Raw genomic sequence first — 25300 nt, forward strand, 5'->3', positions numbered from 1 at the left:
CTAATTTTGCGGTATGGATTTTTAACATTTTTTATATAGCTGTCTCACTTCTTGCAAGCCTTTTGTATGTAGTATCTATCAGACATGGGTAAAACTCGAAATTTATTTATAGTTTCAAGCACATTTTTACTGCGTGTTGTAATGAATTTTTATTTAAAAAAAGAGTATGACTTATGATAAAGACCACTACCAAAAAACCTACACTACAAAAAACGGCACTCATAATCGCTATGAGTGCAGTGAGCTTTCCCTCATATGCACTAGCTCCTGGTGATGATACTTATACGTATGGTGATGAAGGCCAAGTTATTGTCAGTAATCGTGATCGAAGTATCGATAACAGTAATCGAATCGGTGCCAATGAGCCTTTCATACAAGAATTAAGAGATCTTAGAGATAATCCACCAGCAACACCAGTTGTTCCACCTGGACCAACTGTGCCAGATCCAAATGCGCCGCCTCCATCATCTGGGGGTAATGGAAATTTAACATCAGCGCCTGTGAGTGGTAGGACCTGTTCAGAAACAATTGAAAATGATATTCGTGCTATAGAATATACACAGCTAGGTGTCGATATAGCGGCAATAGCCATAGAAGCAGCTGGTGAAGCAATACAAGCGGCACCTTTTGGTGCAGGGGCTGGAGGTTCCGTTCTGATCGTTGGGTCACTAGCGACTCAAGCAGCTAATATTGCACTGGGGTTTGGTGCATTGGAACTAGATGCCCAAGCTGCTGATGCACCATCATGTGGGCAAGAGTTTGTCGGTGATGTAGAGGTGACAGAAGGTGCAAATGTCGTCGTTAGTGATGCGCAAGGCAATAGAACAATATCATTAGGTCCTGATGGAAACGGCAACCTACAACCCGGCGTAGCTATTGGTGGTGGACAAATTACAGGAGCAGGTGATGGAAACTTAGCCACAGCATCAAACCGTACTGCTATTGCGATCGGAAACAGTGCTAGAGCAACAGCCTTGAATAGTACGGCTATTGGGGAAACCGCCGTAGCTAGTGGATTAAATTCAAGTAGTTATGGTGGACAGTCTCAAGCGACAGGCGAAAACAGTACTGCAATTGGACGAGATGCTCAGGCAACTGAAAACAACGCCACCGCAACGGGTGCAAGTAGTAGAGCGATAGGAGAGAACAGTACAGCTGTTGGACAAGGCGCATTAGCTAACCAGCTGAATACTACAGCAACAGGTATGAACAGTAGAGCGACGGGTACGGATAGTACGGCTAATGGACAGGATGCGCAAGCCACCAATACAAATACAACGGCAATGGGCGTGAGCAGTAGAGCGACGGGTACGGATAGTACGGCTAATGGACAGGATGCGCAAGCCACCAATACGAATACAACGGCAATGGGTGTGAGCAGTAGAGCGACGGGTACGGATAGTACGGCTAATGGACAGGATGCGCAAGCCACCAATACAAATACAACGGCAATGGGCGTGAGCAGTAGAGCGACGGGTACGGATAGTACGGCTAATGGACAGGATGCGCAAGCCACCAATACGAATACAACGGCAATGGGTGTGAGCAGTAGAGCGACGGGTACGGATAGTACGGCTAATGGACAGGATGCGCAAGCTACCAATACAAGCAGCACAGCAACAGGTGTAAGCAGTAGAGCAACGGGTCTAAGCAGCACAGCAACCGGACAAAATGCACAAGCTATTGCAGAGAATGCAACGGCACTTGGACAAGGTGCATTAGCCGACAAACTGAACACAACTGCAACCGGTGTGAGCAGTAGCGCAACTGGTCTAAACAGCACAGCAACCGGACAAAACGCACAAGCCACCCAAGCGAATGCAACAGCGTTAGGTCGCAATGCGAAAGCCACCGCCGTCAATACAATCGCAACTGGTGTCAATAGTACAGCGCAAGGTATAGAAGCCACTGCAACCGGCTTTGAAACTACAGCATCAGGTGCTTATGCGACTACTTCAGGTAGTAGAGCAATTGCTTCTGGGTTTGGCACAACCGCAAGTGGTGCACAAAGTGAAGCGATAGCAGATCGCGCAACAGCAGCAGGTTATGACAGTGTGGCCTTAGCCAATAACAGTACAGCAACCGGTGCAAACTCACTCGCAACTGGTCTAAACAGCACAGCAACCGGACAAAACGCACAAGCCACCCAAGCGAATGCAACAGCATCAGGTCGCAATGCGAAAGCCACCGCCGTTAATACAATCGCAACTGGTGTCAATAGTACAGCGCAAGGTATAGAAGCCACCGCAACCGGTTTTGAAACCACAGCATCAGGTGCTTATGCGACTACTTCAGGCAGTAGAGCAATTGCTTCTGGGTTTGGCACAACCGCAAGTGGTGCACAAAGTGAAGCGATAGCAGATCGCGCAACAGCAGCAGGTTATGACAGTGTGGCCTCAGCCAATAACAGTACAGCAACCGGTGCAAACTCACTCGCAACTGGTCAAAACAGCACAGCAACCGGACAAAACGCACAAGCAACGGCCGTAAGCACAACAGCCATGGGTGCAAGCAGTAGAGCGACAGGTGTAAACAGCACGGCAATTGGCCAAGATTCATTGGCAGACAATATAAACACCACCGCAACGGGCGTTAGAGGTAAAGCGACGGGTCTAGAAGCCACCGCAACCGGTTTTGAAACCACAGCATCAGGTGCTTATGCGACTACTTCAGGCAGTAGAGCAATTGCTTCTGGGTTTGGTACAACCGCAGGTGGTGCACAAAGTGAAGCGATAGCAGATCGCGCAACAGCAGCAGGTTATGACAGTGTGGCCTCAGCCAATAACAGTACAGCAACCGGTGCAAACTCACTCGCAACTGGTCAAAACAGCACAGCAACCGGACAAAACGCACAAGCAACGGCCGTAAGCACAACAGCCATGGGTGCAAGCAGTAGAGCGACAGGTGTAAACAGCACGGCAATTGGCCAAGATTCATTGGCAGACAATATAAACACCACCGCAACGGGCGTTAGAGGTAAAGCGACGGGTCTAGAAGCCACCGCAACCGGTTTTGAAACCACAGCATCAGGTGCTTATGCGACTACTTCAGGCAGTAGAGCAATTGCTTCTGGGTTTGGCACAACCGCAAGTGGTGCACAAAGTGAAGCGATAGCAGATCGCGCAACAGCAGCAGGTTATGACAGTGTGGCCTCAGCCAATAACAGTACAGCAACCGGTGCAAACTCACTCGCAACTGGTCAAAACAGCACAGCAACCGGACAAAACGCACAAGCAACGGCCGTAAGCACAACAGCCATGGGTGCAAGCAGTAGAGCGACAGGTGTAAACAGCACGGCTAATGGACAAAATGCACAAGCCACTGCTGATAACACAACCGCAATGGGTGTCAATAGCAGGGCGACTGGTCTAGAAGCTACCACAACAGGCTTTGAGACCACAGCATCAGGTGCTTATGCGACTACTTCAGGCAGTAGAGCAATTGCTTCTGGGTTTGGCACAACCGCAAGTGGTGCACAAAGTGAAGCAACAGCAGATCGTGCAACAGCAGCAGGTTATGATAGCGTAGCGTCAGGTCTAAACAGCACAGCAACGGGTGCAAACTCAATAGCAACAGGCTCAAACAGTACGGCTAATGGACAAAATGCACAAGCTACCCAAGATAGTGCCACAGCGTTAGGGAGTAGTGCTATTGCGAGTGGTATCGATTCGTTGTCTATAGGTTCATCGAATAAATCTTTGGCGAGTAGGGCTCTATCGATCGGTTCTAATAACATCGTTGAGGCAGAAGGATCCTCTACTATTGGGCAGTCTAATATTATAAGAGCTACAAGCCCAAGCACTATCAGAGCAGCAAATGATATATCAGACAGTCACGCACTTGGAAATAATAATCTTATTACCTCTAGTAATACGTTTGTTCTAGGCTCCAACATCAATAACTCAGGACAAACTGATAGCTTTGGTAATGCCATTCCAGTAGGTGATACGGTTACAAACTCGGTTTATTTGGGTAGCAATACAATTGCCACTACTGGCGATAAAGTAGGAACACAATTGTTGCAGAGTGATGGACAACAAGGTAGTACAACGACTGCTGGCAATACTGGCAGAGTAATAAACACAGTAATAGGTAGCGTCGACTACAGCAATTTTGCAGCAAGTACTGCAAATGGTGTCATCTCAGTCGGGTCAGCCAATGACGAGCGAAGAATTCAAAACCTAGCCGCTGGTGAAATCTCGCAAACCTCTTCAGATGCTATCAATGGCAGCCAATTGTATTCTGTGGCTAAAAATGTCTCACTAAACAGAGATATGGCTACTCAGAATCAGAGTGACATTACCGCTGCGAAAGTTGAAATTAATGAGAACAGGACTGCGTTGACCACAGCGAATAATCTTATTTCTCAGAATACGTCAAATATTGCAACTAATAAGACTGATTTAGTCAATGTTAAAGCCTCAACTTCTAAAAATACTGCCGATTTATTGACAGCTAATAATGCTATTTCTCAAAACACTAATGCGATTGCTAATTACTCCACTGCTTTGGGCAACACTAACAGAAGTGTGTCCAATAATGAAAGTGCGTTAATTATTGCTAATGCAGCGATTGCAAAAAACACTGGTGATTTGGTTACAGCTAATAATTTAATTTCTGAAAATACAGTTGCCATTGCAGAAAATTCAGGAAAGTTGATTGTCGTTGAATCAAATGTTTTAAAAAACACAAACGATTTAGCAAATGCCAATACCAAAATTTCAAACAACACCAATAATATCCTGCAAAACACTCAAAACTTAGCGTTAGCGAGTAGCCAAATAACTCAAAACAACAATAATATCTCGCAAAATGCAACAGATCTTGTTGTTGCCAATACCAAAATTTCAAAAAACACGGATGATATTTTGAAATACGGTCAGAGTCTATCTACTGCTAATAGTCAGATAACTAGGAACATCAGTAGTATTTCACAAAACGCTGAAGGATTAATGGCAGCAAATACAGCGATTACAGAGAATGCTAATAATCTAACAACGGCCAATGTCGCTATTGCAGAGAATGCCGAAGGATTAATGGTAGCAAATACAGCGATTACAGAGAATGCTAACAATCTAACAACGGCCAATATCGCTATTTCACAAAACGCTGAAGGATTAATGGCAGCAAATACAGCGATTACAGAGAATGCTAATAATCTAACAACGGCCAATGTCGCTATTGCAGAGAATGCCGAAGGATTAATGGCAGCAAATACAGCGATTACAGAGAATGCTAACAATCTAACAACGGCCAATATCGCTATTACAGAAAATGCCGAAGGATTAATGGCAGCAAATACAGCGATTACAGAGAATGCTAACAATCTAACAACGGCCAATATCGCTATTGCAGAGAATGCCGAAGGATTAATGGCAGCAAATACAGCGATTACAGAGAATACCGAAAGCTTAGTAACTGCAAATACAGCGATTGCCAAAAACAAAAGTGACTTGGTAAGTACTGATGCTAACGTTGCTAATCTGGGTTCAGCCGTCCAGCAGAATACTACTAAGATCGCTCAAGGAGTGACGTTTAGTGATGGCAATAGTAGCAATACTTACCAGTTAGGTGACACAGTTGCAATAAAGAGTACCAACCAAAATCTGTCTGTTCAGACGACAGGGGATGGCATTAGTGTAGGACTAAGTAATGATATTCAGTTGAATAGTATTCGAGTGAACAATGGTCCTAGCATGTCTAGTAATGGCATAAATGCTGCTAATACTAGAATAACCAACGTATCTCCAGGAATTAATTATAACGATGCTGTCAATGTCGGACAGTTATCAAAAGTTTATGAGTACAGCAGACAAGGTGATGAGATCGCCTATAAAGGTATCGCAATGTCAGCGGCGTTGTCTAACGGCTCAGATGCGGTAGCTAGACCTGGTCAGCTAGCAGGTATGGTTGGAGTAGGAAGTTTCAAGGGTAACACAGCTATGGCACTTGGGATGACATATCTGAGTAAGGAAAGTAACTATAAGATAACAGGAGGATTTGCATATGCTGGAAGCGACGACATTCTATATCAAGGTGGGCTTGCTTTCGCGATAGGTCGATAACACGTTCTTTCAACACCACAGTTTAGTATTTAATTAAATTATTCAGAGAGGAAATATTATGCAAACCAACTTTCAGCGCAAGCTTTTGGCTATAGCAATTACCACCGCGACAGGTGCATTGTTTGTATCACCAGTTATGGCAGCTGGTACTCCGGGCGTAGTACAATGTGGAGCAGGTGGAGCGGAGACAGTAAACTGTGCTACCAGTTCTACTTTAAACTCGGATTTAATTATTGCAAATGGTAGCAATGGTGGTTCTCTATCGGTAGCAGGTCCAGCTACAATAACAGGTACAACGACGACAAACGGTATTACTAACACTGGTAATATAAGTACAGGTACCATTACTACGACTGGTACGACGACGACCAACGGCATTACAAATACTGGCAATATTACAAATACTGGCAATATTGGCACTAATACCCTCAATGCGACTGGTCAAACGACTACAAATGGTGTTACCAACGCAGGTCTTTTAACCAACAATGGTGCAAGTCAACTAAATGGTACGCTAGGTGTTACAGGTCAAACAACGACAAGCGGTATTGCCAACACAGGTAATATTACAAATACTGGTAATATTGGCACTAATACCCTTAATGCGACTGGTCAAACGACCACAAATGGCGTCACCAACACAGGTCTTTTAACTAACAATGGTGCAAGTCAACTAAATGGTACGCTAGGCGTTACAGGTCAAACGACGACAAACGGTATTGCCAACACAGGTAATATTACAAATACTGGTAATATTGGCACTAATACCCTTAATGCGACTGGTCAAACGACCACAAGTGGTGTCACCAACACAGGTCTTTTAACCAATAATGGTGCAACAGATCTAAATGGTATACTAGCAGTTCAAGACGCGACTACTTTAGAGAGCACACTAGACGTTACTGGTCAAACGACCACAAATGGTGTCACCAACACAGGTCTTTTAACCAATAATGGTGCAACGGATCTAAATGGTACACTAGCAGTTCAAAATGCGACTACTTTAGAGAGCACACTAGATGTTGCCGGTCAATCTAGTACTAATGGTTTAGACAATACCGGTCTTTTGGCTAACACCGGCAACTTAACTAACTCAGGCACCCTGACCAACACAGGCGCGACTACCTTAGAAGATACATTGAGCGTAGCCGGTCAATCTAGTACTAATGGTTTAGACAATACCGGTCTTTTGGCTAACACAGGCAACTTGACTAACTCAGGCACCCTGACCAACACAGGCGCGACTACCTTAGAAGATACATTGAGCGTAGCCGGTCAATCTAGTACTAATGGTTTAGACAATACCGGTCTTTTGGCTAACACCGGCAACTTAACTAACTCAGGCACCCTGACCAACACAGGCGCGACTACCTTAGAAGATACATTGAGCGTAGCCGGTCAATCTAGTACTAATGGTTTAGACAATACCGGTCTTTTGGCTAACACCGGCAACTTGACTAACTCAGGTACCCTGACCAACACAGGCGCAACAACCTTAGAAGATACATTGAGCGTAGCCGGTCAATCTAGTACTAATGGTTTAGACAATACCGGTCTTTTGGCTAACACCGGCAACTTGACTAACTCAGGTACCCTGACCAACACAGGCGCAACAACCTTAGAAGATACATTGAGCGTAGCCGGTCAATCTAGTACTAATGGTTTAGACAATACCGGTCTTTTGGCTAACACCGGCAACTTGACTAACTCAGGTACCCTGACCAACACAGGCGCAACAACCTTAGAAGATACATTGAGCGTAGCCGGTCAATCTAGTACTAATGGTTTAGACAATACCGGTCTTTTGGCTAACACAGGCAACTTGACTAACTCAGGTACCCTGACCAACACAGGCGCAACAACCTTAGAAGATACATTGAGCGTAGCCGGTCAATCTAGTACTAATGGTTTAGACAATACCGGTCTTTTGGCTAACACCGGCAACTTGACTAACTCAGGTACCCTGACCAACACAGGCGCAACAACCTTAGAAGATACATTGAGCGTAGCCGGTCAATCTAGTACTAATGGTTTAGACAATACCGGTCTTTTGGCTAACACAGGCAACTTAACTAACTCAGGTACCCTGACCAACACAGGCGCAACAACCTTAGAAGATACATTGAGCGTAGCTGGTCAATCTAGTACTAATGGTTTAGACAATACCGGTCTTTTGGCTAACACCGGCAACTTAACTAACTCAGGCACCCTGACCAACACAGGCGCGACTACCTTAGAAGATACATTGAGCGTAGCCGGTCAATCTAGTACTAATGGTTTAGACAATACCGGTCTTTTGGCTAACACCGGCAACTTAACTAACTCAGGCACCCTGACCAACACAGGCGCGACTACCTTAGAAGATACATTGAGCGTAGCCGGTCAATCTAGTACTAATGGTTTAGACAATACCGGTCTTTTGGCTAACACCGGCAACTTGACTAACTCAGGTACCCTGACCAACACAGGCGCAACAACCTTAGAAGATACATTGAGCGTAGCCGGTCAATCTAGTACTAATGGTTTAGACAATACCGGTCTTTTGGCTAACACCGGCAACTTGACTAACTCAGGTACCCTGACCAACACAGGCGCAACAACCTTAGAAGATACATTGAGCGTAGCCGGTCAATCTAGTACTAATGGTTTAGACAATACCGGTCTTTTGGCTAACACCGGCAACTTGACTAACTCAGGTACCCTGACCAACACAGGCGCAACAACCTTAGAAGATACATTGAGCGTAGCCGGTCAATCTAGTACTAATGGTTTAGACAATACCGGTCTTTTGGCTAACACCGGCAACTTGACTAACTCAGGTACCCTGACCAACACAGGCGCAACAACCTTAGAAGATACATTGAGCGTAGCCGGTCAATCTAGTACTAATGGTTTAGACAATACCGGTCTTTTGGCTAACACCGGCAACTTAACTAACTCAGGTACCCTGACCAACACAGGCGCAACAACCTTAGAAGATACATTGAGCGTAGCCGGTCAATCTAGTACTAATGGTTTAGACAATACCGGTCTTTTGGCTAACACAGGCAACTTGACTAACTCAGGTACCCTGACCAACACAGGCGCAACAACCTTAGAAGATACATTGAGCGTAGCCGGTCAATCTAGTACTAATGGTTTAGACAATACCGGTGCTATCAGTACGGACAGTTTGACTACGGCCAACCTGACAGCAACAGGTACCATCACTACAAATGGTCTTGATAATACAGGTATTTTGGCTAACGATGGTGACATTACCAACACAGGCACACTAACGAATACTGGCGCAGCTACACTAGGTAATACATTAAGTGTTGCCGGTCAAACAACTACAAATGGTATTGCTAACACAGGCGCTATCAATACGGATAGTCTGACTACTACCAACTTGACAGCAACAGGTACCACGACTACTAATGGTATTGTTAATACTGGTGACATCAGTACTACAGGTAATTTATCAGTAGCAGGTAGTGTGACTGCTAATGAATTGGTTCTAACAAATACTTTTAGACCTGATGACATTAGTACACAAACGCTAGAAGTGTCAGAGTCACTTATTGCTAGTAGAGGTGCTACAGTTAGTATGGGCAATAATGTTGTAAGGAATGTAGCAGCGGGCGAAGTCTCTGCGTCATCAACTGACGCTGTGAACGGTGGTCAATTATTCCAAAGTCAAGCTGCAGCATTTGGCTATACAGATCGTGAGATTAACTCATTAGAAGATCGTCAAAACAAAGGGTTAGCCTCATCATTAGCATTTGCTGGTCTTAAATATTCAACTGTACCAGGTAAGTTCAGTGTTGGTTTAGCAGGTGGCACCTGGTCGGGTGAAACTGGTTACGCGCTAGGCGTTAACTACACAACAGTAGATGGTAAATTTGGGTTCAATAGTGCTTTCGGCGGCAACAGCGATGAACAAGGTGGTAATTTAGGGGTTTCTTTCCTTATTAATTAATAGTTATCTTCATTGATTAGAGCTAGCATAGAGCCTAGCAATTAATTATGTAAAATACATAACGACGGTTAAGCTTAAGTGGAGTGTGCTATTTTACTTCAAAGACTGAGTTCTACAATTTGTAGGACTCAGTCTTTTTCATTCGTGTAGATACTAACCATCAAGTGCCGCCTACTTTGTTCTGATAGCCATTATTTCATCTTAGATATGTACTGGTTTTTACAAGTAGTCAATGCAAGTAGTCAATTATAGGCTTCTAGGGAATTGATGCTTATAGATAGACTCCCTTTATGGCTGTCTTAAAAACGTTTTAGATAACAATATTGAGTGTTTTTACATCGCTCTTAACTATATTACTATTTACTGAAAAATATTTGCTATCTAGTCCTACTGCTACCATTTTTCGTAAAACTCATCTAGCTTACTTCTTCCATATCTTATCTAACACAGCAAACCAATTTTCTGACGTGATTTTTTCAATAAGCGCATCAGAGAAGTGCCGCTGCTGCATCCGCTCAATCAGTTTGGCGATTTGACTGATATCAGACAATTCATCCGGCAATAGACAACCATCAAAATCAGAGCCAAAGCCAACATGATCTTCGCCCAAATGGTCAATCAAGTAAGCAAGATGATCTACAATCACATTAAGGGAGGTCTGCGTATCTCGCTGCCCATCCGCACGCAAAAATGCCACATCGAAGTTCACCCCAACTAGACCGCCATTTTGCTTGATGGCAGCCAGTTGTCGATCAGTCAGGTTTCTTGCTTGCGGACATAAGGCGTGCGCATTGGAGTGGGTTGCAACAATGGGCTGATCCGCAATCTCTAGCGTATCCCAAAACGCGCGTTCATTCATATGGGACACATCAATCAGCATATGCTTATCACGGCAGGCCAAAATAAGGTCCTTGCCTTCGCAGGTTAGACCAGAGCCGGTATTTGGAGAGTGCGGAAAAGACGCATTTAAACCATCACCGAATAGGCTTTTTCTATTCCATAGTGGGCCAATACTTCTAAGGCCTGCCTCATAAAAGACATCCAGCAAATCAGGCTCAATAGCTAAAAACTCAGCACCTTCAAGATGTAAAACGATAGCCAGTTGCTGGTTCTGTTGACAGGCTTGAATTTGCGCCACCGACGTACAGATCTGAATCTGACCATCTGATCGCGCCTGCAATTGCTGGGCAAGCGCCAATTGCGCACAGCAAATATCAACGATTTCTTGCGGAGTGAAGTCTGAGTTTGATGGGTTGGATAACTTATCAGGATGGTTGTTTTTTACATAAGCGTAGGGCGGCAAAAAGATAGAAAACAAGCCGCCCATCCATCCTGCTTTTTGACAGCGAGCTAGATCTAAATGTCCCGGTAGTATGCCATAAATAAAATCATGCACGGGGTCATCAGCCGAGCTTAGCCAAAGGCGGGTTAATAGATCATTATGACCGTCAAAAATTATGGGCTGGTTATTCATCATTAATCCGTGACCGTACGCGTGGGAATGAGTTGCTCTTGACTCATACTTAACCGCTTAGAATTTTTAGGGTTCCTAAAGCGCAGCTCTTCAAACGGAGTTGGCGTCTCGCTATTAACACGTGCTTCCTCTATCAGGTAGTGATATGGCGATTTGCCGCACACAGGATCGGCGTTTTTGGCATCGCCTGTCAGCATAAACGCTTGGCAACGGCAGCCGCCATAATCGCGCTCTTTGTCGGGGCAGCTTTGGCAGATGTCAGGCATCCATTCATCACCGCGAAAGTGATTAAAGCTGTCTGAGTCATACCAGATTTCTTTTAATGGCGTTTGTCTTACATTGGGAAAGGACATGGGCATCTGTCTGGCAGCATGACAAGGTAGGGCGGTGCCATCGGGCGCGACGGTCAAGAAAATCTTTCCCCAGCCATCCATACAAGGTTTTGGCCGTTCTTCGTAGTAATCAGGCACCACAAAAATGAGTTTGCATTTGATACCACGTTCTTCGATTTTTTGGCGATATTCATTGGTAATGCGTTCGGCTCTAACCACTTGTTCTTTGGTCGGTAGTAAACCCTCAATGTTTTCAAATGCCCAACCATAAAACTGACAGATAGCCAGCTCAACCGTATCGGCTTCTAGCTCTAAGCAGAGATCAATAATCTGATGGATCTGATCGATGTTTTGCCGATGAATTACAAAGTTAAGCACCATCGGATAGTCGTACTGCTTGACTAGACGTGACATCTCATACTTTTGCTCAAAAGCATGTTTGGAACCTGCTAAGGCATTGTTTACTGACGGATCACTGGCTTGGAAGCTGATCTGGATATGCTGTAGACCTGCTTCTTTTAGGCTCGCGATTCTAGCCTCAGTAAGTCCCATACCTGAAGTGATAAGGTTGGTATAAAAACCTTGCTTATGCGCATAAGCGACCATTTCTTCTAAGTCTTGACGCACCAGTGGCTCACCGCCAGAAAACCCCAGCTGTACCGCGCCCATTTGCCGTGCCTGATCAAACACATCAAACCACTCCGCTGTCGTCAGCTCGTCTTTATACTGAGCATAGTCAATCGGGTTGGAACAATACGGGCATTGTAAGGGGCAGCGATAGGTTAACTCGGCGAGTAACCATAGCGGCAGTCCGACGGGTGCAGTCATACTAAGTCAATCCAATGTTCACGCTGGGCGACCAGCATATATTCTATAATGTCTTGCTCGATTTCAGGTACATCACCAAACATCGCCTTCACCTTTTTGATAATATCAGCAACCGATGCTGTGCCATCAATATGTTGTCCAATGATACTGGCACTGTCATTGAGTGTGATCATACCCTCAGGGTAGAGTAGGACATAAGCATCTTGCGCTGGCTCAAACTGAAAGCGATAGCCATGACGCCATGTGGGAACCAGAGATTGATCCAGCTCAGGTAAACTCGCGGGTATACTCATTTGAACAATCCTTTATGCCAGACATGGTCAGTGGTGACGCTTTGATAAGGCGCTTGGTCATGCACATAAGCGAGACTTAAGGCATCCAATATCGTCCACAAAATATCGAGTTTAAATTGTAATATCTCAAGCATGCGTTCTTGTTCTTCGGCTGTCTTGAATGAGTCAAGGGTAATGGTCAGGCCATGCTCAACATCGCGGCGCGCTTGGCTGAGGCGCGAGCGAAAATAGGTATAGCCTTCTTCTTTGATCCAAGGGTAGTGCTTGGGCCAAGACTCTAAGCGCGACTGATGAATCTGCGGCGCAAACAGCTCGGTCAATGAACTACTCGCCGCCTCACGCCATGACGTACGGCGGGCAAAGTTCACATATGCATCAACCGCGAAACGTACACCGGGCAAAACCAATTCTTCCGAAATCACCTGCTCACGCGTCAGTCCAACCGCTTCAGCCAGACCGAGCCATGCTTCACGGCCGCCGCCATCAGGATAAACGCCATCTTGATCAATCATGCGCTGGATCCACTCTTGACGCACGCGCTGATCGGGACAGTTTGCCATAATCGCTGCGTCTTTTAGCGGGATATTGATTTGGTAATAAAATCGATTGGCGACCCACGCTTGGATTTGCTGCTGCGTCGCGCGCCCTTCATGCATCATGATATGAAAAGGATGGTGGATATGATAATACTGACCTTTTGCCATAATCGCTTGTTCGAACGCTTCTGGGCTAAGTGCTGCGGTTTGTTCTTGCATTATTTTTACCTTGCGATTGCTGTCTTTATCTTACCGTTTGTCTTAAAGCTCTATCTGCATACCATCAAAGGCCACTTCAACACCGTGCTGTTTTAATGTCGCCGCTTGTTCAGATTGCTCGTTCAATATCGGGTTGGTGTTGTTGATATGAATGAGTACCTTGCGCGCGTTATCGAGCTGATCTAAATAGTGCAGCGAGCCATCGTCACCACTGATGTGCAAGTGCCCCATGTCTTGGCCCGTTTTAGTGCCAACGCCGCGCTCTTGCATCTCGTTGTCTGTCCATAGCGTACCGTCAATCATTACGCAATCAGACGCTTTCATGATTTGCATGACTTCATCATCAATTTTGCCTAGACCTGGCGCATAGAACAGCTGCTTTTGTGTTTTCAAATCTTTCACAATCAGCGCGATATTATCGCCATCATGAGGATCATTGCGATGCGGCGAATACGGCGGTGCTGAACTTCTAATCACTAAAGGTGTTAGCTCTAAATTACTATAACCGTCAATTTGAAAGCTTTGTTTTGGGTCAATTTGATTGTACTGTAGGCCGCCGTTCCAGTGCTTTAGCATATTAAATAGCGGAAAGCCTGTGCTGAGATCTTCATGTACCATGTCCGTACACCAAACAGAGATGGGGCAGCCTTCACGTAAGGTTAATAGCCCCGTGGTGTGGTCAAGCTGACTGTCCATCAATACCACATCGGTGATGCCTGTGTCTCTTAGATGACGAGCTGGCTGAGCGGCTTTAAAGTCAAATAGCTGCTGGCGAATGTCAGGGGATGCGTTAAATAAAATCCAATCGGTACCATTTTCTGAGATGGCGATCGAAGACTGGGTACGGGTATGTGCGTCGATGGTGCCTTGGCGTACACCGTGGCAGTTTTCGCAGTTACAGTTCCACTGCGGAAAGCCGCCGCCCGCTGCTGAGCCTAAAACGTGAATATACATAGATCAATATTTCCAAATTGCTAAAAAAGTAAAAGCCCTAATCATCTAGGGCTTTTAATGTATTCAGGTTTATGAGTTTTTAGCGTGCTTCAAAATACATAGTGATTTCGAAACCGATACGGATGTCTTGAAAAGCTGGTTTAGTCCACTGCATGAGGTTACTCCGAAACGATCTTACATGTGATAGGTAAGATTAATAAAGTGAGTTTTCAATGGTAGTATAAGCCAACCCTTGCTGTCAATTTGTTAGATGTTAATGAAGCGTTAGCTTATACTACTTAACGAAGTATTCATTTATACGCTAACTTCAATTGCTATTGCCTTTGTACAGAAGTGATAATAGCCGTAGAGCCTAAAAAAAGTCTGAAGCAAATATCAACACTACATGCGGTGACACCAATGATAAGAGAGCTTAAAACCTTTGTTGCAGTTTGCGAATTGGACAGTTTTGCAGCGGCTGCTCGGCACATCAATCTTACCCAGTCCGCTGTGAGTGCGCAGATAAAAAGTCTGGAAGATACGCTGGGTTTGGCGCTCTTTACTCGCTCTGCTCGTGCTGTCACGCTTAATCCGCAAGGGGCACGGGTACTACCAATCGCTAAAGAGATATTGCAGCTCTATGCAACCATGCAGTCGCCTTCAGACACAGATATTGCCAGCTATTATGGTCAGCTTAGAATTGGTGCGATCAACTCAGTTCAAGTTGGTATTTTGCCAGAGGCACTAAAAGCCATTACGATATTGGCGCCGCTGATGCAGACAGAGATCATCCCAGGGCGTTCTATAGAGTTGTTTGAAAAACTGGCAGTAGGGAGTATCGACGCTGCCATTACGATACAGCCGGCTTTTACCTTGCCCAAAGACATCGTTACTCAGTCTATTATGACTGAGCCTTATGTACTGATCACACCAAAAAAATGGCCTTTTCATAGCTTAAAGCAAACGTTTGAGCAACACCCTTTTATTCATTACAGTTTGCAGTCTTCTTCTGGGGCAAAATTGAGTAAGTTTTTTAAGCAGCAAGATATCAAAGTAAACACTATTATGGAGATCAATGATCTTGATGCCATTGTCAGAATGGTTGAGTCTGGTTTGGGCGTGGCGCTGATTCCGTATGCTGGTTTATGGATTAGGAGTACGGCACCAGTCCAGATTCATCATTTGGGTGATAATAGTCTGGCTCGAGAGGTGGTGCTTGCCTACCGTTACGTAGACCGTCAGCAGCCACAAATTATTGCCTTAAAGCAAGTATTGGGTCTGTGATAACCAGTTTTTTATATCTAGTCTCGTGCCAGTCGTTGTCTGTATGGCCATTGTCCCTACAGCGTTTCTTTATCCGCTATGCTCAAACCATAGAACACTTATTCTTATAAGTAAGAGCGTCTAACAACTCTTTTCCTGTTTATTGTGTGCCACGTATTTTCCACGCTTTATTCCTCCAAGAAATCTCTTAAAGCAGTTGTAAATAAGATGGTTCTCTTTGTAGGACAATGTTATTTGCTACCTATGTCAATGAGTACCAAAAATTTTGGGGCTGAGAGCAGAATGTTTACGTTTTTCTTGTTACATCTTCTCCGTTACGATGGCTCTGCTTTATGTGATTGAGAGCAGTTGTTGATTAGTTATAGATCTAACGGTTATAGCGCACGGCGCTGAGTATATTCATGTTCGTCTAGTCCTTTATGCTTAGCAACTGGTATCAATTAGCTGTCAAATGATCAGCATATAACAATCATATTGCCACTTTTATACTGCCACCTTTTCTATTTGATTAACTTATAAGAAGAACGACTATATGAACCATACTGAACGTCTAAGTAACGACCAAACACCCACCCGTATTGAAAAAGACCTACTTGGCAAGCAAGCTTTGCCAGCGACTGCCTTGTATGGTATTCAAACGCAGCGAGCGTATCAGAATTTTAATATCACAGGAGTGTCAATCAGTCATTTTCCTGAGTTGATTAGAGCGTTGGCTATGGTTAAGTCAGCGGCTGCCAAAGCCAATCACCGTTATGACTTGCTCAGTGATGCTAAGCTTAGCGCTATCACCGATGCATGCACAGACATCATCAATGGTGAGTATCATGAGCAGTTTATTGTTGATTTGATACAAGGCGGGGCAGGCACGTCCACAAACATGAATGCCAACGAAGTGATTGCTAACATTGGACTTGCAAAAATGGGGCTGAAGTACGGTCAATATGAGTACCTACATCCCAATAACGATGTCAATCGCTCGCAGTCTACTAATGACGTCTATCCTAGTGCCGCGCGTTTGGCTATTGTATTTGCAGCAGCGCCTCTAAAGGATACGATCATTAATCTACAGCGCAGTTTAATGGATAAAGCAGAAGCGTTCAGTGGTGTTCTAAAGATGGGGCGTACGCAATTACAAGATGCTGTGCCGATGACATTGGGTCAAGAGTTCCGTGCCTTTGCCAGTGATATCGGTAGCGAAATCGCACAAATCGAACAGGCTTGCCTGCAGCTGTGTGAGCTGAATTTAGGAGGCACCGCTATTGGAACGGGTATCAATGCACCAAAGGGTTATGCTGCGGTAGCGATTGATGAGTTGGTTGCGATCAGCGATCTACCTGTAAAGACAGCCGAAGACCTCATTGCAGCGAGTGCGGATATGGGTGCGTTTGTGGCGTTTTCTGGTACGCTCAAACGCTTGTCTATCAAGTTGTCTAAGTTGAGCAATGATTTGCGATTGCTATCGAGTGGACCGCGTACAGGATTTGGAGAGATTAATCTACCAGCCATGCAGCCTGGCTCATCCATTATGCCAGGTAAAGTTAATCCTGTGATCCCTGAGGCCATGAACCAAGCGGCATTTCAGGTTATGGGGACAGATACGACGATCACTATGGCCGCAGAAGCAGGTCAGTTGCAGTTAAATGCAATGGAGCCGCTAATTGTTTATAACCTCCTCAACAACACACGTATATTGGAAAAATCGATTCGTATGTTGGATGAGCGCTGTATTCAAGGGATTACAGCAAATGAAACGCGCTGCGCACAGCATGTCGAAAACAGTATCGGTATTGTCACTGCACTAGTGCCGCATATTGGCTATGAAAATGCCAGTCGTATTGCAGGACATGCATTGCTGAGTGGCTCAGGTGTAGCAGAACTGGTCAAACAAGAAAAACTACTCAGTGATGAGGCGTTAGCCGCTATTTTATCGCCTGATACTATGGTGAGCAGCCTATAAAACAGACAATATCAGTAATAGGTAATATCAGTAAAAGACCGTATTGATAACGGTTTGCTAACGATAAAAAGCAATGCCGAAAATAGCCATATCGGAAAAAGTGAGCCATATAATAGAGCGCTGTACCAGATAGCATAATGTCATCACTATTTGGTACAGCGCTCTGTCGGGTAGGGTAGTATATTTATTTACCGCTCATACGTTAGCCAAGGAATTGAATAAGGTGCTCACCAATCTCAGTTGGTTTTTCATCAATCAGCCAATGACCAACGTCATTGATCCAGATGAGCTGAGCATTTGGAATGGCCTCTTCTAGTTTTGGCGCATATTTTGGTTTTTGGAAAGGGTCTTGATCACCCCACAGTATCAAGGTCTGATGAGGTAGATTGCGCAGCTCGTCAGTAATGGCCTGAGTATATTCTTTGTTTAACCGTCTCAGATTGCGGAAAAACGCCTGCTTACCGTCTTCAGTTGACCAAGGCTTAACGTAAGTCTCAATTAGCTCATCAGTCATGACGTTTTTGTCTTCTACGCCTTTTGGCATAAAACCATGCATCATGCTAACAAAGTCCTCTAAACTCATGTCTGATTCAGCGCCAGGCTCTTGTAGCGGCTCAAAATCTGGGATAGGCCACGAATCAAAACAGATACTATCGATCAATACAAGCTTGCGAACTTTTTCTGGATAGCTGAGTGCTATCAGTTGAGCAACCCCTCCACCAATATCATGCCCAATAACATCCGCTTGACGCGCACCTAGCGCATCCATGAGCTTTATCACCATGCTGCTTTGAGCATTGATAGATACGTCAGCACGTTTTGGCTTCGCAGATTTGCCGTAATTGAGAAGGTCAGGGGCGATGACACGATGTGTTTTGGCAAGCTGTGGAATGATATTGCGCCACATAAGGCTGTTGGTTGGAATACCATGTAACAAGATAACTGGACTGCCAGAACCTTGCTCTAAAAATGAAATTTCATGCCCATCAATATATGTACTGTTTCTTGTTATATTAGTGCTCATACCATTCTCCTAAAGATGAATATCAGTAATCGTGGTTTTGTAAAGTGATTATTCAGGAAGTGTATGGTCTTATCTCACTATCATTCTCTATGCTCGATCAACTGTTCCATCTCAATAGAACACCAAACCCATCAGTCTTGCCAAACAGTAATATTGCTGAAATAACAAGAGCGTGAGGTGGCAAAAATATAGGACAGCATGATTTTATCAAGAGCTACCTTGTTGACGTAAGACAAACCAACCTGACGAAATCCATAATACATTAATGCTAAAAATATTATGGCCTTCGCCGTTATGGGTTTGTACGTCAACCGTTATTGATTTGTTGAACGATCAATCAAGTTGCCTCAAGATAGAAACATTGAGGCGACTTGCAGTATCACATGATGCGCTTTAGCATTATTATTCATCGACTGACTTTATGTTGTCCACGTTATCGTGACTGGTGTCGTAGAGAATGGCTTTTATAAGCGCTATGCCCATCAGTACCATAACAAAGCTAAAGGGCAGGGCACCAATAACCATTGCGGTTTTGATCGCCCCTAAGCCACCACTGATCAGGAGCACGCCAACAACCAATGCCAATATGACGCCCCAAAAAATGATATGTGGACGACCTTTTGGACCTTCGTTACCGCCTGAGTTGATCGTATTGATGACCAAAATGGCTGAATCTAACGTGGTCACTAAGTAAGTTAGGAGTAACACTAAAACCAACAAGGCCATTGCCCAAGCAGCAGTTGGCGAGAGCATGACATCGAGCATCGCTAGTAATTGAGACTCCTGTCCTACGCTTGAGATAGCATCCGTACCACCTAGCGTTAAGTCAATCGCGGTACCGCCCACAATTGAAAACCAAATAAAACACATGAGCGCGGGGAGAACGACCGTACCAAGTAGATAAGCGCGAATACTGCGACCCCGTGAGATACGGGCAAAGAACACACCAACAAAGGGACCAAAGGCAATCCACCACGCCCAATAAAACACTGACCAGTCCTTTTGCCAAGTAGCAAGCGTTTCGCCAACAGGGGTACCATCTGGCTGCCAAACAGTCACGAGCAATTCAGGCAACGCGACAACATAGTCAAACAAACCGACGAAAAAGGACTGTAAGCCAAAGAATGTTGAACCAAAGATTAAGAAAAATGCAAAGAGAATAACACTTAAACCCATATTTAGGTTGGATAGCCATTTAACCCCTTTGCCGAGACCAGAAAGTGCTGAGAGTGTGGCAACGCCAACGATAACAACCAGCGCGACGATAATCGCTGCTGCTGACGATTTTCCATCAGTGTTGATTAACCAATCGCCCATACCGACACGGTGCATACTAGACACAAACTGCTCAACCCCAAATCCTAGTGTCTGAGCCACGCCCAAAATAGTCGCAATAACGGCGACAATATCGATTGCATCACCAAGCCTGCCGGAGAGTCTTTTGCCAAATAACGGTGCAAGTCCTGAACGGATAGTAAGCGGTAATTTGCGCCGAAAAGAAAAGTACGCCATCGACAGACCGACTAAGGAATAACAAATCCAAGCACTAAAGCCCCAATGTAGAAAAGCCCACTTGTAGGCGTATCGCACATTATCAGCATCATAACCAGTTGCCATGCCTTTGATGACTTCAGGATTATTGGCAAAATGATACATGGGCTCTGCGGTCGCAAAGGTCAACATACCCACACCAATGCCTGCGCCGAAGATCATAGAAAACCATGAAAAATTAGAGAACTCAGGCGTGTCACCTGAATCTCCTAAAATCAGCTTGCCATAGCGCGGAATAAATGCCAAAAGCATCGCTAAAATCAAGAAAAAAGCGACGGCTAAGATGTACCATGTCGAGAAGTGGTTGAGTAAAAAACTATTGATCGAACCCAATACGGTCATCGAGTTTTCAGGAGATATGACAGCCCAAACAATGAGTAGGCCAAGTAATATTTTAGCGGTGATGGTAACGTCTTTGTTAAACCCTTCATAAAAGCCTTTGGTTGCGACTTTTATGGGCAGTTTGGTTAAAGGGGGTTTGTTTTTATATCTCATGACTAATCCTTTAGATGATATCTCTTTGCTTAAGTGAACACCAAGTTCCACAATCCTTTGGGTCACTTGGTGCTTTTTTGTAGGCTAAATTTTGATTTAACTTGGTAAAAACTCATCACCCCAACTGTCACTCAAACTGCCACTGGCGATACCCGCTTCGATGTCCGCCTCACTATAGCCAAGATCTAGCATGATTTGGCGGGTTGATTTGCCGAACTTTTCAGGTCTAGAAAGCGCGTATATTTTGCTATTAGAGGGTCTAATGGCATAGGGGTCAAGCTGCGTAACTCTATGACCACTTGGATGGTCTTCATAAATTGAGAAAGAATAACTGCCACGATCAGTGCCTGGCGTGTTGTCTGCAGGGTGACTGTATTCGGCACGCAACGCATTGATATCTGCACAAATGACCGCCGCAATATCAGCTGCTTGCAAGCGTTCTATCCAATCATGAGCAGGTGCTTTTTGGAAAATGTTAGATAAGAAGGCCGCGCGATCGTCTTTGTCGAGCTGGCTAAAGCCTTCCAAACCTTCGACTTTCTCAAAGTTTTTGACGTCGCCTTCATAAGCGTTCAGTAGCAAATAATTCCCCGAAGAGGTGTAGTAAAAACGCGTCAATTCATCGTGACCGTTGGTCTCTCTGCCTGAGGGTTCCTCAAACAACCCCCGTTTTTCAAAGTCATAGCAGTATGGAATTTGCAGCAATGCGCTGTTTGCGACTAACGAGGTGCGACCACGCCCAATTTGACCTGTGCGATACTTCTGATAGAGCGCAACCCCAATGCTCATTGCGCCGCCAAAACCGCACATAACATCGATGGTACCGACGTGCGCATGTTCTTCAGGCGTATCCATAGCGCCGCCGCAACGTAACATGATGCCAGTAGATGCTTGCACGACGTCATCATAACCAATGAAGTCACTGCATGGACCTTTGCGAACACCACTGAAACAATCTAGCTTGCAGAAGATCGCTTCAGGATTTAATGCTTTTAAACCCTCAGTATCCAATCCCACTTTTTTGATTTGTGTGTCTGTTGCATTCCAAACAATGACATCAGCTGAACGAACCAGTTGCTCGAATACGTCTCGTCCTTGTCCATAACGAATATCAGCAAGTATCGACTGCTTGCCTACCATTTGAGACATACCGTAAATAACGGTGTTCCAGCTATCGTACAGTGGTGACGCAGGATCGAGCTTGATGACTTCTGCACCAAACCGTGCCAAGTAAGCTGCTGAATGCGGTCCGGCAATTACATTACATAGATCAAGAACTTTGATACCATCTAGCCAGCCATAGGTCTCATCACTGTCTTTCACTGAAGGCAGCTTGGTCTTGATGCTCTTTAGTTTTTTAAAAGCCTTATCAAAATCTATAGGCATCGGCGGTTTGGGTTGCAGCATTTGTTCGCCGCACTCTTCAAGCCACACAATTGGGCCTGGTTGAATCATTTTGCCATAGGTGGGGTCTTCGACTTCGATCATCAGTCCCGTCGTTTCGGCATGATCATCATGGATCCACTCCTGTAGCCAACGTTGGGGCGCCCCAGGTATACCGCGTTTCCCAAAGATCTTTTGCCACTCTTTTGAGGTGCGTTTCAAGAAAGCGCCTTTCATTTTTTCAGCGATATGATCTGCCCAGTATTTTGGCATCGGATAAACACCAAGCGAGGTATCAGACTGCCACTGACTAGAAGGTACATAAGTATCCTCCTCTTCAGTTAATCCTTCCTCAATTAATTCATCGTACAACCCTAAAACCTCTAGGCAACGCTTTGCATGATGTTTGTGGCTAGGGCATACCACGTAAAACATGCGCCCATCTTTGCACATATAGCTGCGATAAAAAGGATCTAGCAATTCTTGTAGCTCTTCATAGCCCATGTTCATTGGAATACCTTCGACACGGCGGCGCTGAATCTCAACCTCACGCTGAGTCAAATAACGCTCAGGCAAGTCCTCGATTTCTATCGAATTGTAACAAAGACCTTCCATAACAGCCGCTGCAAGTGGAACCTCAATGGCGTCGCCAAGCCCTGTGTTTTCACGAGCTTGTAGAGCAAAGACAACGGCAGAACCTGCCAGCATAGCGCCATAAGCAGAAGGTAGCGGTAGCGGCGAGAATGACGGGTTGATACCCATGAGTACGCGATTGAGACCCATGTCAGTAAATACCCCTGAGCTTGCTGAAATGATGCTCTCATAGGCGCGAAGCTCACGGCGGTTTTCATCGTTTGAGGCAAACCCGGGAATTGATAAGGCAATCAGCTGTGGACGTTTTTTGCGCAGTGCTACCAGATCGAGTCCCATCTCTGCCATTTTTCCAGGGCGAAAGCCTTCAATCACAATGTCACTTTCCAAGATCAACGCTTCAGCCTGCGCTACTCCCTCAGCAGTCTTAAGGTCGATTTTTAGCACTAATTTATTGCGGTTTAATACGGCATTAGCCGGGCTGTGCCATTTTGGACCTGACGGCGGGTCTATATGAACCACGGTAGCGCCGAGATCGCCAAGCATCATGCCAACAGCAGGACCTGCAATATATTGACCAAAATCGATGACTTTGACACCTACGAGGGGTAATTCAAAAGTTTCTCGCATAGTTATCTATCCTTAGAATATTATGGTGTTACTACAAAAAGCCAGAACGTCATGGGGTTTGATAGCCGATACACTAGAGGCCATCAAACTGACATAAGAGACCATCAAACTGACACAGTCAGAGTGCTCGCTATCTATCCACGAGTGATGTGGGTAAGACGCAAGCACCAGTTTTTGACATACTATGTAATGTTTTTGAGAGCAATGGTGAGGTGGTGCTCTTAAGAGGTAATAGGGTTAAGTGGGCATGGAGAATTGCTTTTCATCTCTCACTGCCGTGCTCGGCCAGCGCTGAGTGACGGTCTTGCGTCGAGTGAAAAATCTCACGCCGTCTGGTCCGTACATGGCCAAGTCGCCAAATAATGAGCGTTTCCAGCCACCAAAGCTTTGTGATGCTACGGGTACGGGTAGCGGGATATTAATACCGACCATGCCAACTTCAATATTGTCAATAAAGTGACGCGCCGCCTCACCATCGCGGGTGTAGATACATGTACCATTACCGTATTCATGGTCATTAATAAGCTGTATTGCCTCGGCCATGGTTTGTACGCGCATGACTTGCAGTACTGGACCAAAAATTTCAGACTTGTAGCTGTCCATGTCTTTTGTGACATGATCAATCAGCGTTGGACCAACAAAAAACCCATCTTCATGACCTTCTGGTTGTACATCAGAGCCATCTGTAACTAAGGTGGCACCTTGATCGGCAGCACTCTTTATATGCTCGACGACTTTAGATTTATGTGCCTTGGTAATGACAGGACCAAAGTCGTTATTCTTCTCTGAGTGAACCCCGAACTTGAGTGCATCGATAGCTGGCTGCAGAGCGGCAATCATTTTATCCGCGGTTTCATCACCGACAGCCACAGCGACAGACAATGCCATACAGCGTTCACCTGATGAGCCAAAAGCTGCGCCAAGTAATGAGGTTACGACATTATCCAAATCAGCATCTGGCATCACGATCGCGTGGTTTTTTGCACCGCCTAATGCTTGGCAGCGTTTGCCTTGTGCTGCTGCGGTCGTATAGATGTATTCAGCGATAGGGGTAGAGCCGACAAAGCTGACAGCCTTGACATCTGGATGATGCAAAATGGCATCAACGGCTTCTTTGCCACCATTGACCACGTTGATAACGCCTTCCGGAAGCCCTGCTTCATGCAACAGCTGCGCAATAAACAGCGTAGAGCTTGGATCACGCTCAGATGGCTTTAGGATAAAGGTGTTACCACAAACGATCGCCATCGGAAACATCCACAGTGGCACCATGGCAGGAAAGTTAAATGGTGTGATACCAGCCACAACACCTAATGGGTGAAATTCACTCCAAGAGTCTATATCTGTACTGACATTACGACTGTGTTCCCCTTTTAATAACTCAGGTGCACCGCAAGCATATTCGACGTTCTCAATACCGCGCTGTAGCTCACCTGCCGCATCATGGACGATTTTGCCATGCTCTTCACCGATCAGGCGGCAAATCTCATCTGCATTTTGCTCGAGCAATGCTTTGAACTTAAACATTACGCGTGCACGTTTTAGTGGCGACGTTTTGCTCCACGCTGGAAAGGCAGCCTTGGCGGCAGCGACCGCTTCGCCGATGGTTTTTGCACCACCTAACGCAACTTTTTTGCTGACATCGCCCGTTGAAGGGTTGTAGACGTCTTGAGTTTGGCTGTCATTGTTGACTAAGCTACCGTTGATGAAATGACCGATAGTTTGCATAGTTTATGTCCTTTAA

Annotated in this window: 14 protein-coding genes; 4 read left to right on the plus strand and 10 right to left on the minus strand. The window is 45.2% G+C overall.

Features of this window, described 5'->3' with window-relative positions; genetic code table 11:
• Positions 1 to 173: 173 nt before the first annotated feature.
• Complete coding sequence (locus tag AC5JPT_RS02285; protein ID WP_493856942.1) at positions 174 to 6065, plus strand: beta strand repeat-containing protein; 5892 nt, start codon at positions 174 to 176, stop codon at positions 6063 to 6065.
• 58 nt (positions 6066 to 6123) lie between these two features.
• A complete protein-coding gene (locus AC5JPT_RS02290; RefSeq protein WP_493856943.1) occupies positions 6124 to 10026 on the plus strand; it encodes a beta strand repeat-containing protein in 3903 nt (1300 codons plus the stop codon).
• 421 nt (positions 10027 to 10447) lie between these two features.
• Here the strand turns inward: AC5JPT_RS02290 and AC5JPT_RS02295 are convergent, their stop codons facing one another.
• The 6 genes from AC5JPT_RS02295 to pqqA form a co-directional block, all read right to left on the minus strand.
• Positions 10448 to 11503, minus strand: coding sequence for a dipeptidase (locus AC5JPT_RS02295; protein WP_493856944.1), 1056 nt, complete (start codon positions 11501 to 11503; stop codon positions 10448 to 10450).
• On the minus strand, positions 11503 to 12660 hold the full coding sequence (pqqE, locus tag AC5JPT_RS02300; RefSeq protein WP_493856945.1) for a pyrroloquinoline quinone biosynthesis protein PqqE: 1158 nt from the start codon (positions 12658 to 12660) through the stop codon (positions 11503 to 11505). Before pqqE ends, AC5JPT_RS02295 begins: the two co-directional genes overlap by 1 nt.
• Positions 12657 to 12953 (minus strand): pyrroloquinoline quinone biosynthesis peptide chaperone PqqD, encoded by a 297-nt coding sequence (gene pqqD, locus AC5JPT_RS02305; RefSeq protein WP_493856946.1) that lies wholly within the window; start codon positions 12951 to 12953, stop codon positions 12657 to 12659. The genes pqqE and pqqD overlap by 4 nt, the downstream gene beginning before the upstream one ends.
• The gene (gene pqqC / locus AC5JPT_RS02310) at positions 12950 to 13708 is read right to left on the minus strand and encodes a pyrroloquinoline-quinone synthase PqqC (RefSeq protein ID WP_493843192.1); all 759 of its coding nucleotides are present in this window, start codon (positions 13706 to 13708) and stop codon (positions 12950 to 12952) included. The genes pqqD and pqqC overlap by 4 nt, the downstream gene beginning before the upstream one ends.
• A gap of 42 nt (positions 13709 to 13750) precedes the next feature.
• Complete coding sequence (pqqB, locus tag AC5JPT_RS02315; RefSeq protein WP_493851831.1) at positions 13751 to 14662, minus strand: pyrroloquinoline quinone biosynthesis protein PqqB; 912 nt, start codon at positions 14660 to 14662, stop codon at positions 13751 to 13753.
• Positions 14663 to 14741: 79 nt separating this feature from the next.
• The gene (gene pqqA, locus AC5JPT_RS02320) at positions 14742 to 14816 is read right to left on the minus strand and encodes a pyrroloquinoline quinone precursor peptide PqqA (protein WP_075107140.1); all 75 of its coding nucleotides are present in this window, start codon (positions 14814 to 14816) and stop codon (positions 14742 to 14744) included.
• A 245-nt stretch (positions 14817 to 15061) separates the two neighbouring features.
• Here pqqA and AC5JPT_RS02325 point away from each other — a divergent pair, with 245 nt between their 5' ends.
• Together AC5JPT_RS02325 and AC5JPT_RS02330 are read left to right on the plus strand one after the other, a co-directional pair.
• Positions 15062 to 15925 (plus strand): LysR substrate-binding domain-containing protein, encoded by an 864-nt coding sequence (locus AC5JPT_RS02325; RefSeq protein WP_493853175.1) that lies wholly within the window; start codon positions 15062 to 15064, stop codon positions 15923 to 15925.
• Positions 15926 to 16457: 532 nt separating this feature from the next.
• On the plus strand, positions 16458 to 17882 hold the full coding sequence (locus tag AC5JPT_RS02330) for an aspartate ammonia-lyase (RefSeq protein WP_493856947.1): 1425 nt from the start codon (positions 16458 to 16460) through the stop codon (positions 17880 to 17882).
• A gap of 202 nt (positions 17883 to 18084) precedes the next feature.
• Here AC5JPT_RS02330 and AC5JPT_RS02335 read toward each other — a convergent pair whose 3' ends face one another.
• The 4 genes from AC5JPT_RS02335 to AC5JPT_RS02350 form a co-directional block, all read right to left on the minus strand.
• Entirely contained in the window at positions 18085 to 18906 is an 822-nt protein-coding gene (locus AC5JPT_RS02335; protein WP_493856948.1) for an alpha/beta fold hydrolase, read from the minus strand.
• 402 nt (positions 18907 to 19308) lie between these two features.
• On the minus strand, positions 19309 to 20952 hold the full coding sequence (locus tag AC5JPT_RS02340) for a BCCT family transporter (protein ID WP_493856949.1): 1644 nt from the start codon (positions 20950 to 20952) through the stop codon (positions 19309 to 19311).
• 96 nt (positions 20953 to 21048) lie between these two features.
• Positions 21049 to 23556 (minus strand): CoA transferase, encoded by a 2508-nt coding sequence (locus AC5JPT_RS02345; protein WP_493856950.1) that lies wholly within the window; start codon positions 23554 to 23556, stop codon positions 21049 to 21051.
• Positions 23557 to 23793: 237 nt separating this feature from the next.
• Positions 23794 to 25284, minus strand: a complete 1491-nt coding sequence (locus tag AC5JPT_RS02350; RefSeq protein ID WP_493856951.1) for a CoA-acylating methylmalonate-semialdehyde dehydrogenase — start codon at positions 25282 to 25284, stop codon at positions 23794 to 23796.
• Between the last annotated feature and the right edge of the window lie 16 nt (positions 25285 to 25300).

The sequence above is a fragment of the Psychrobacter sp. H26 genome (assembly GCF_059073035.1).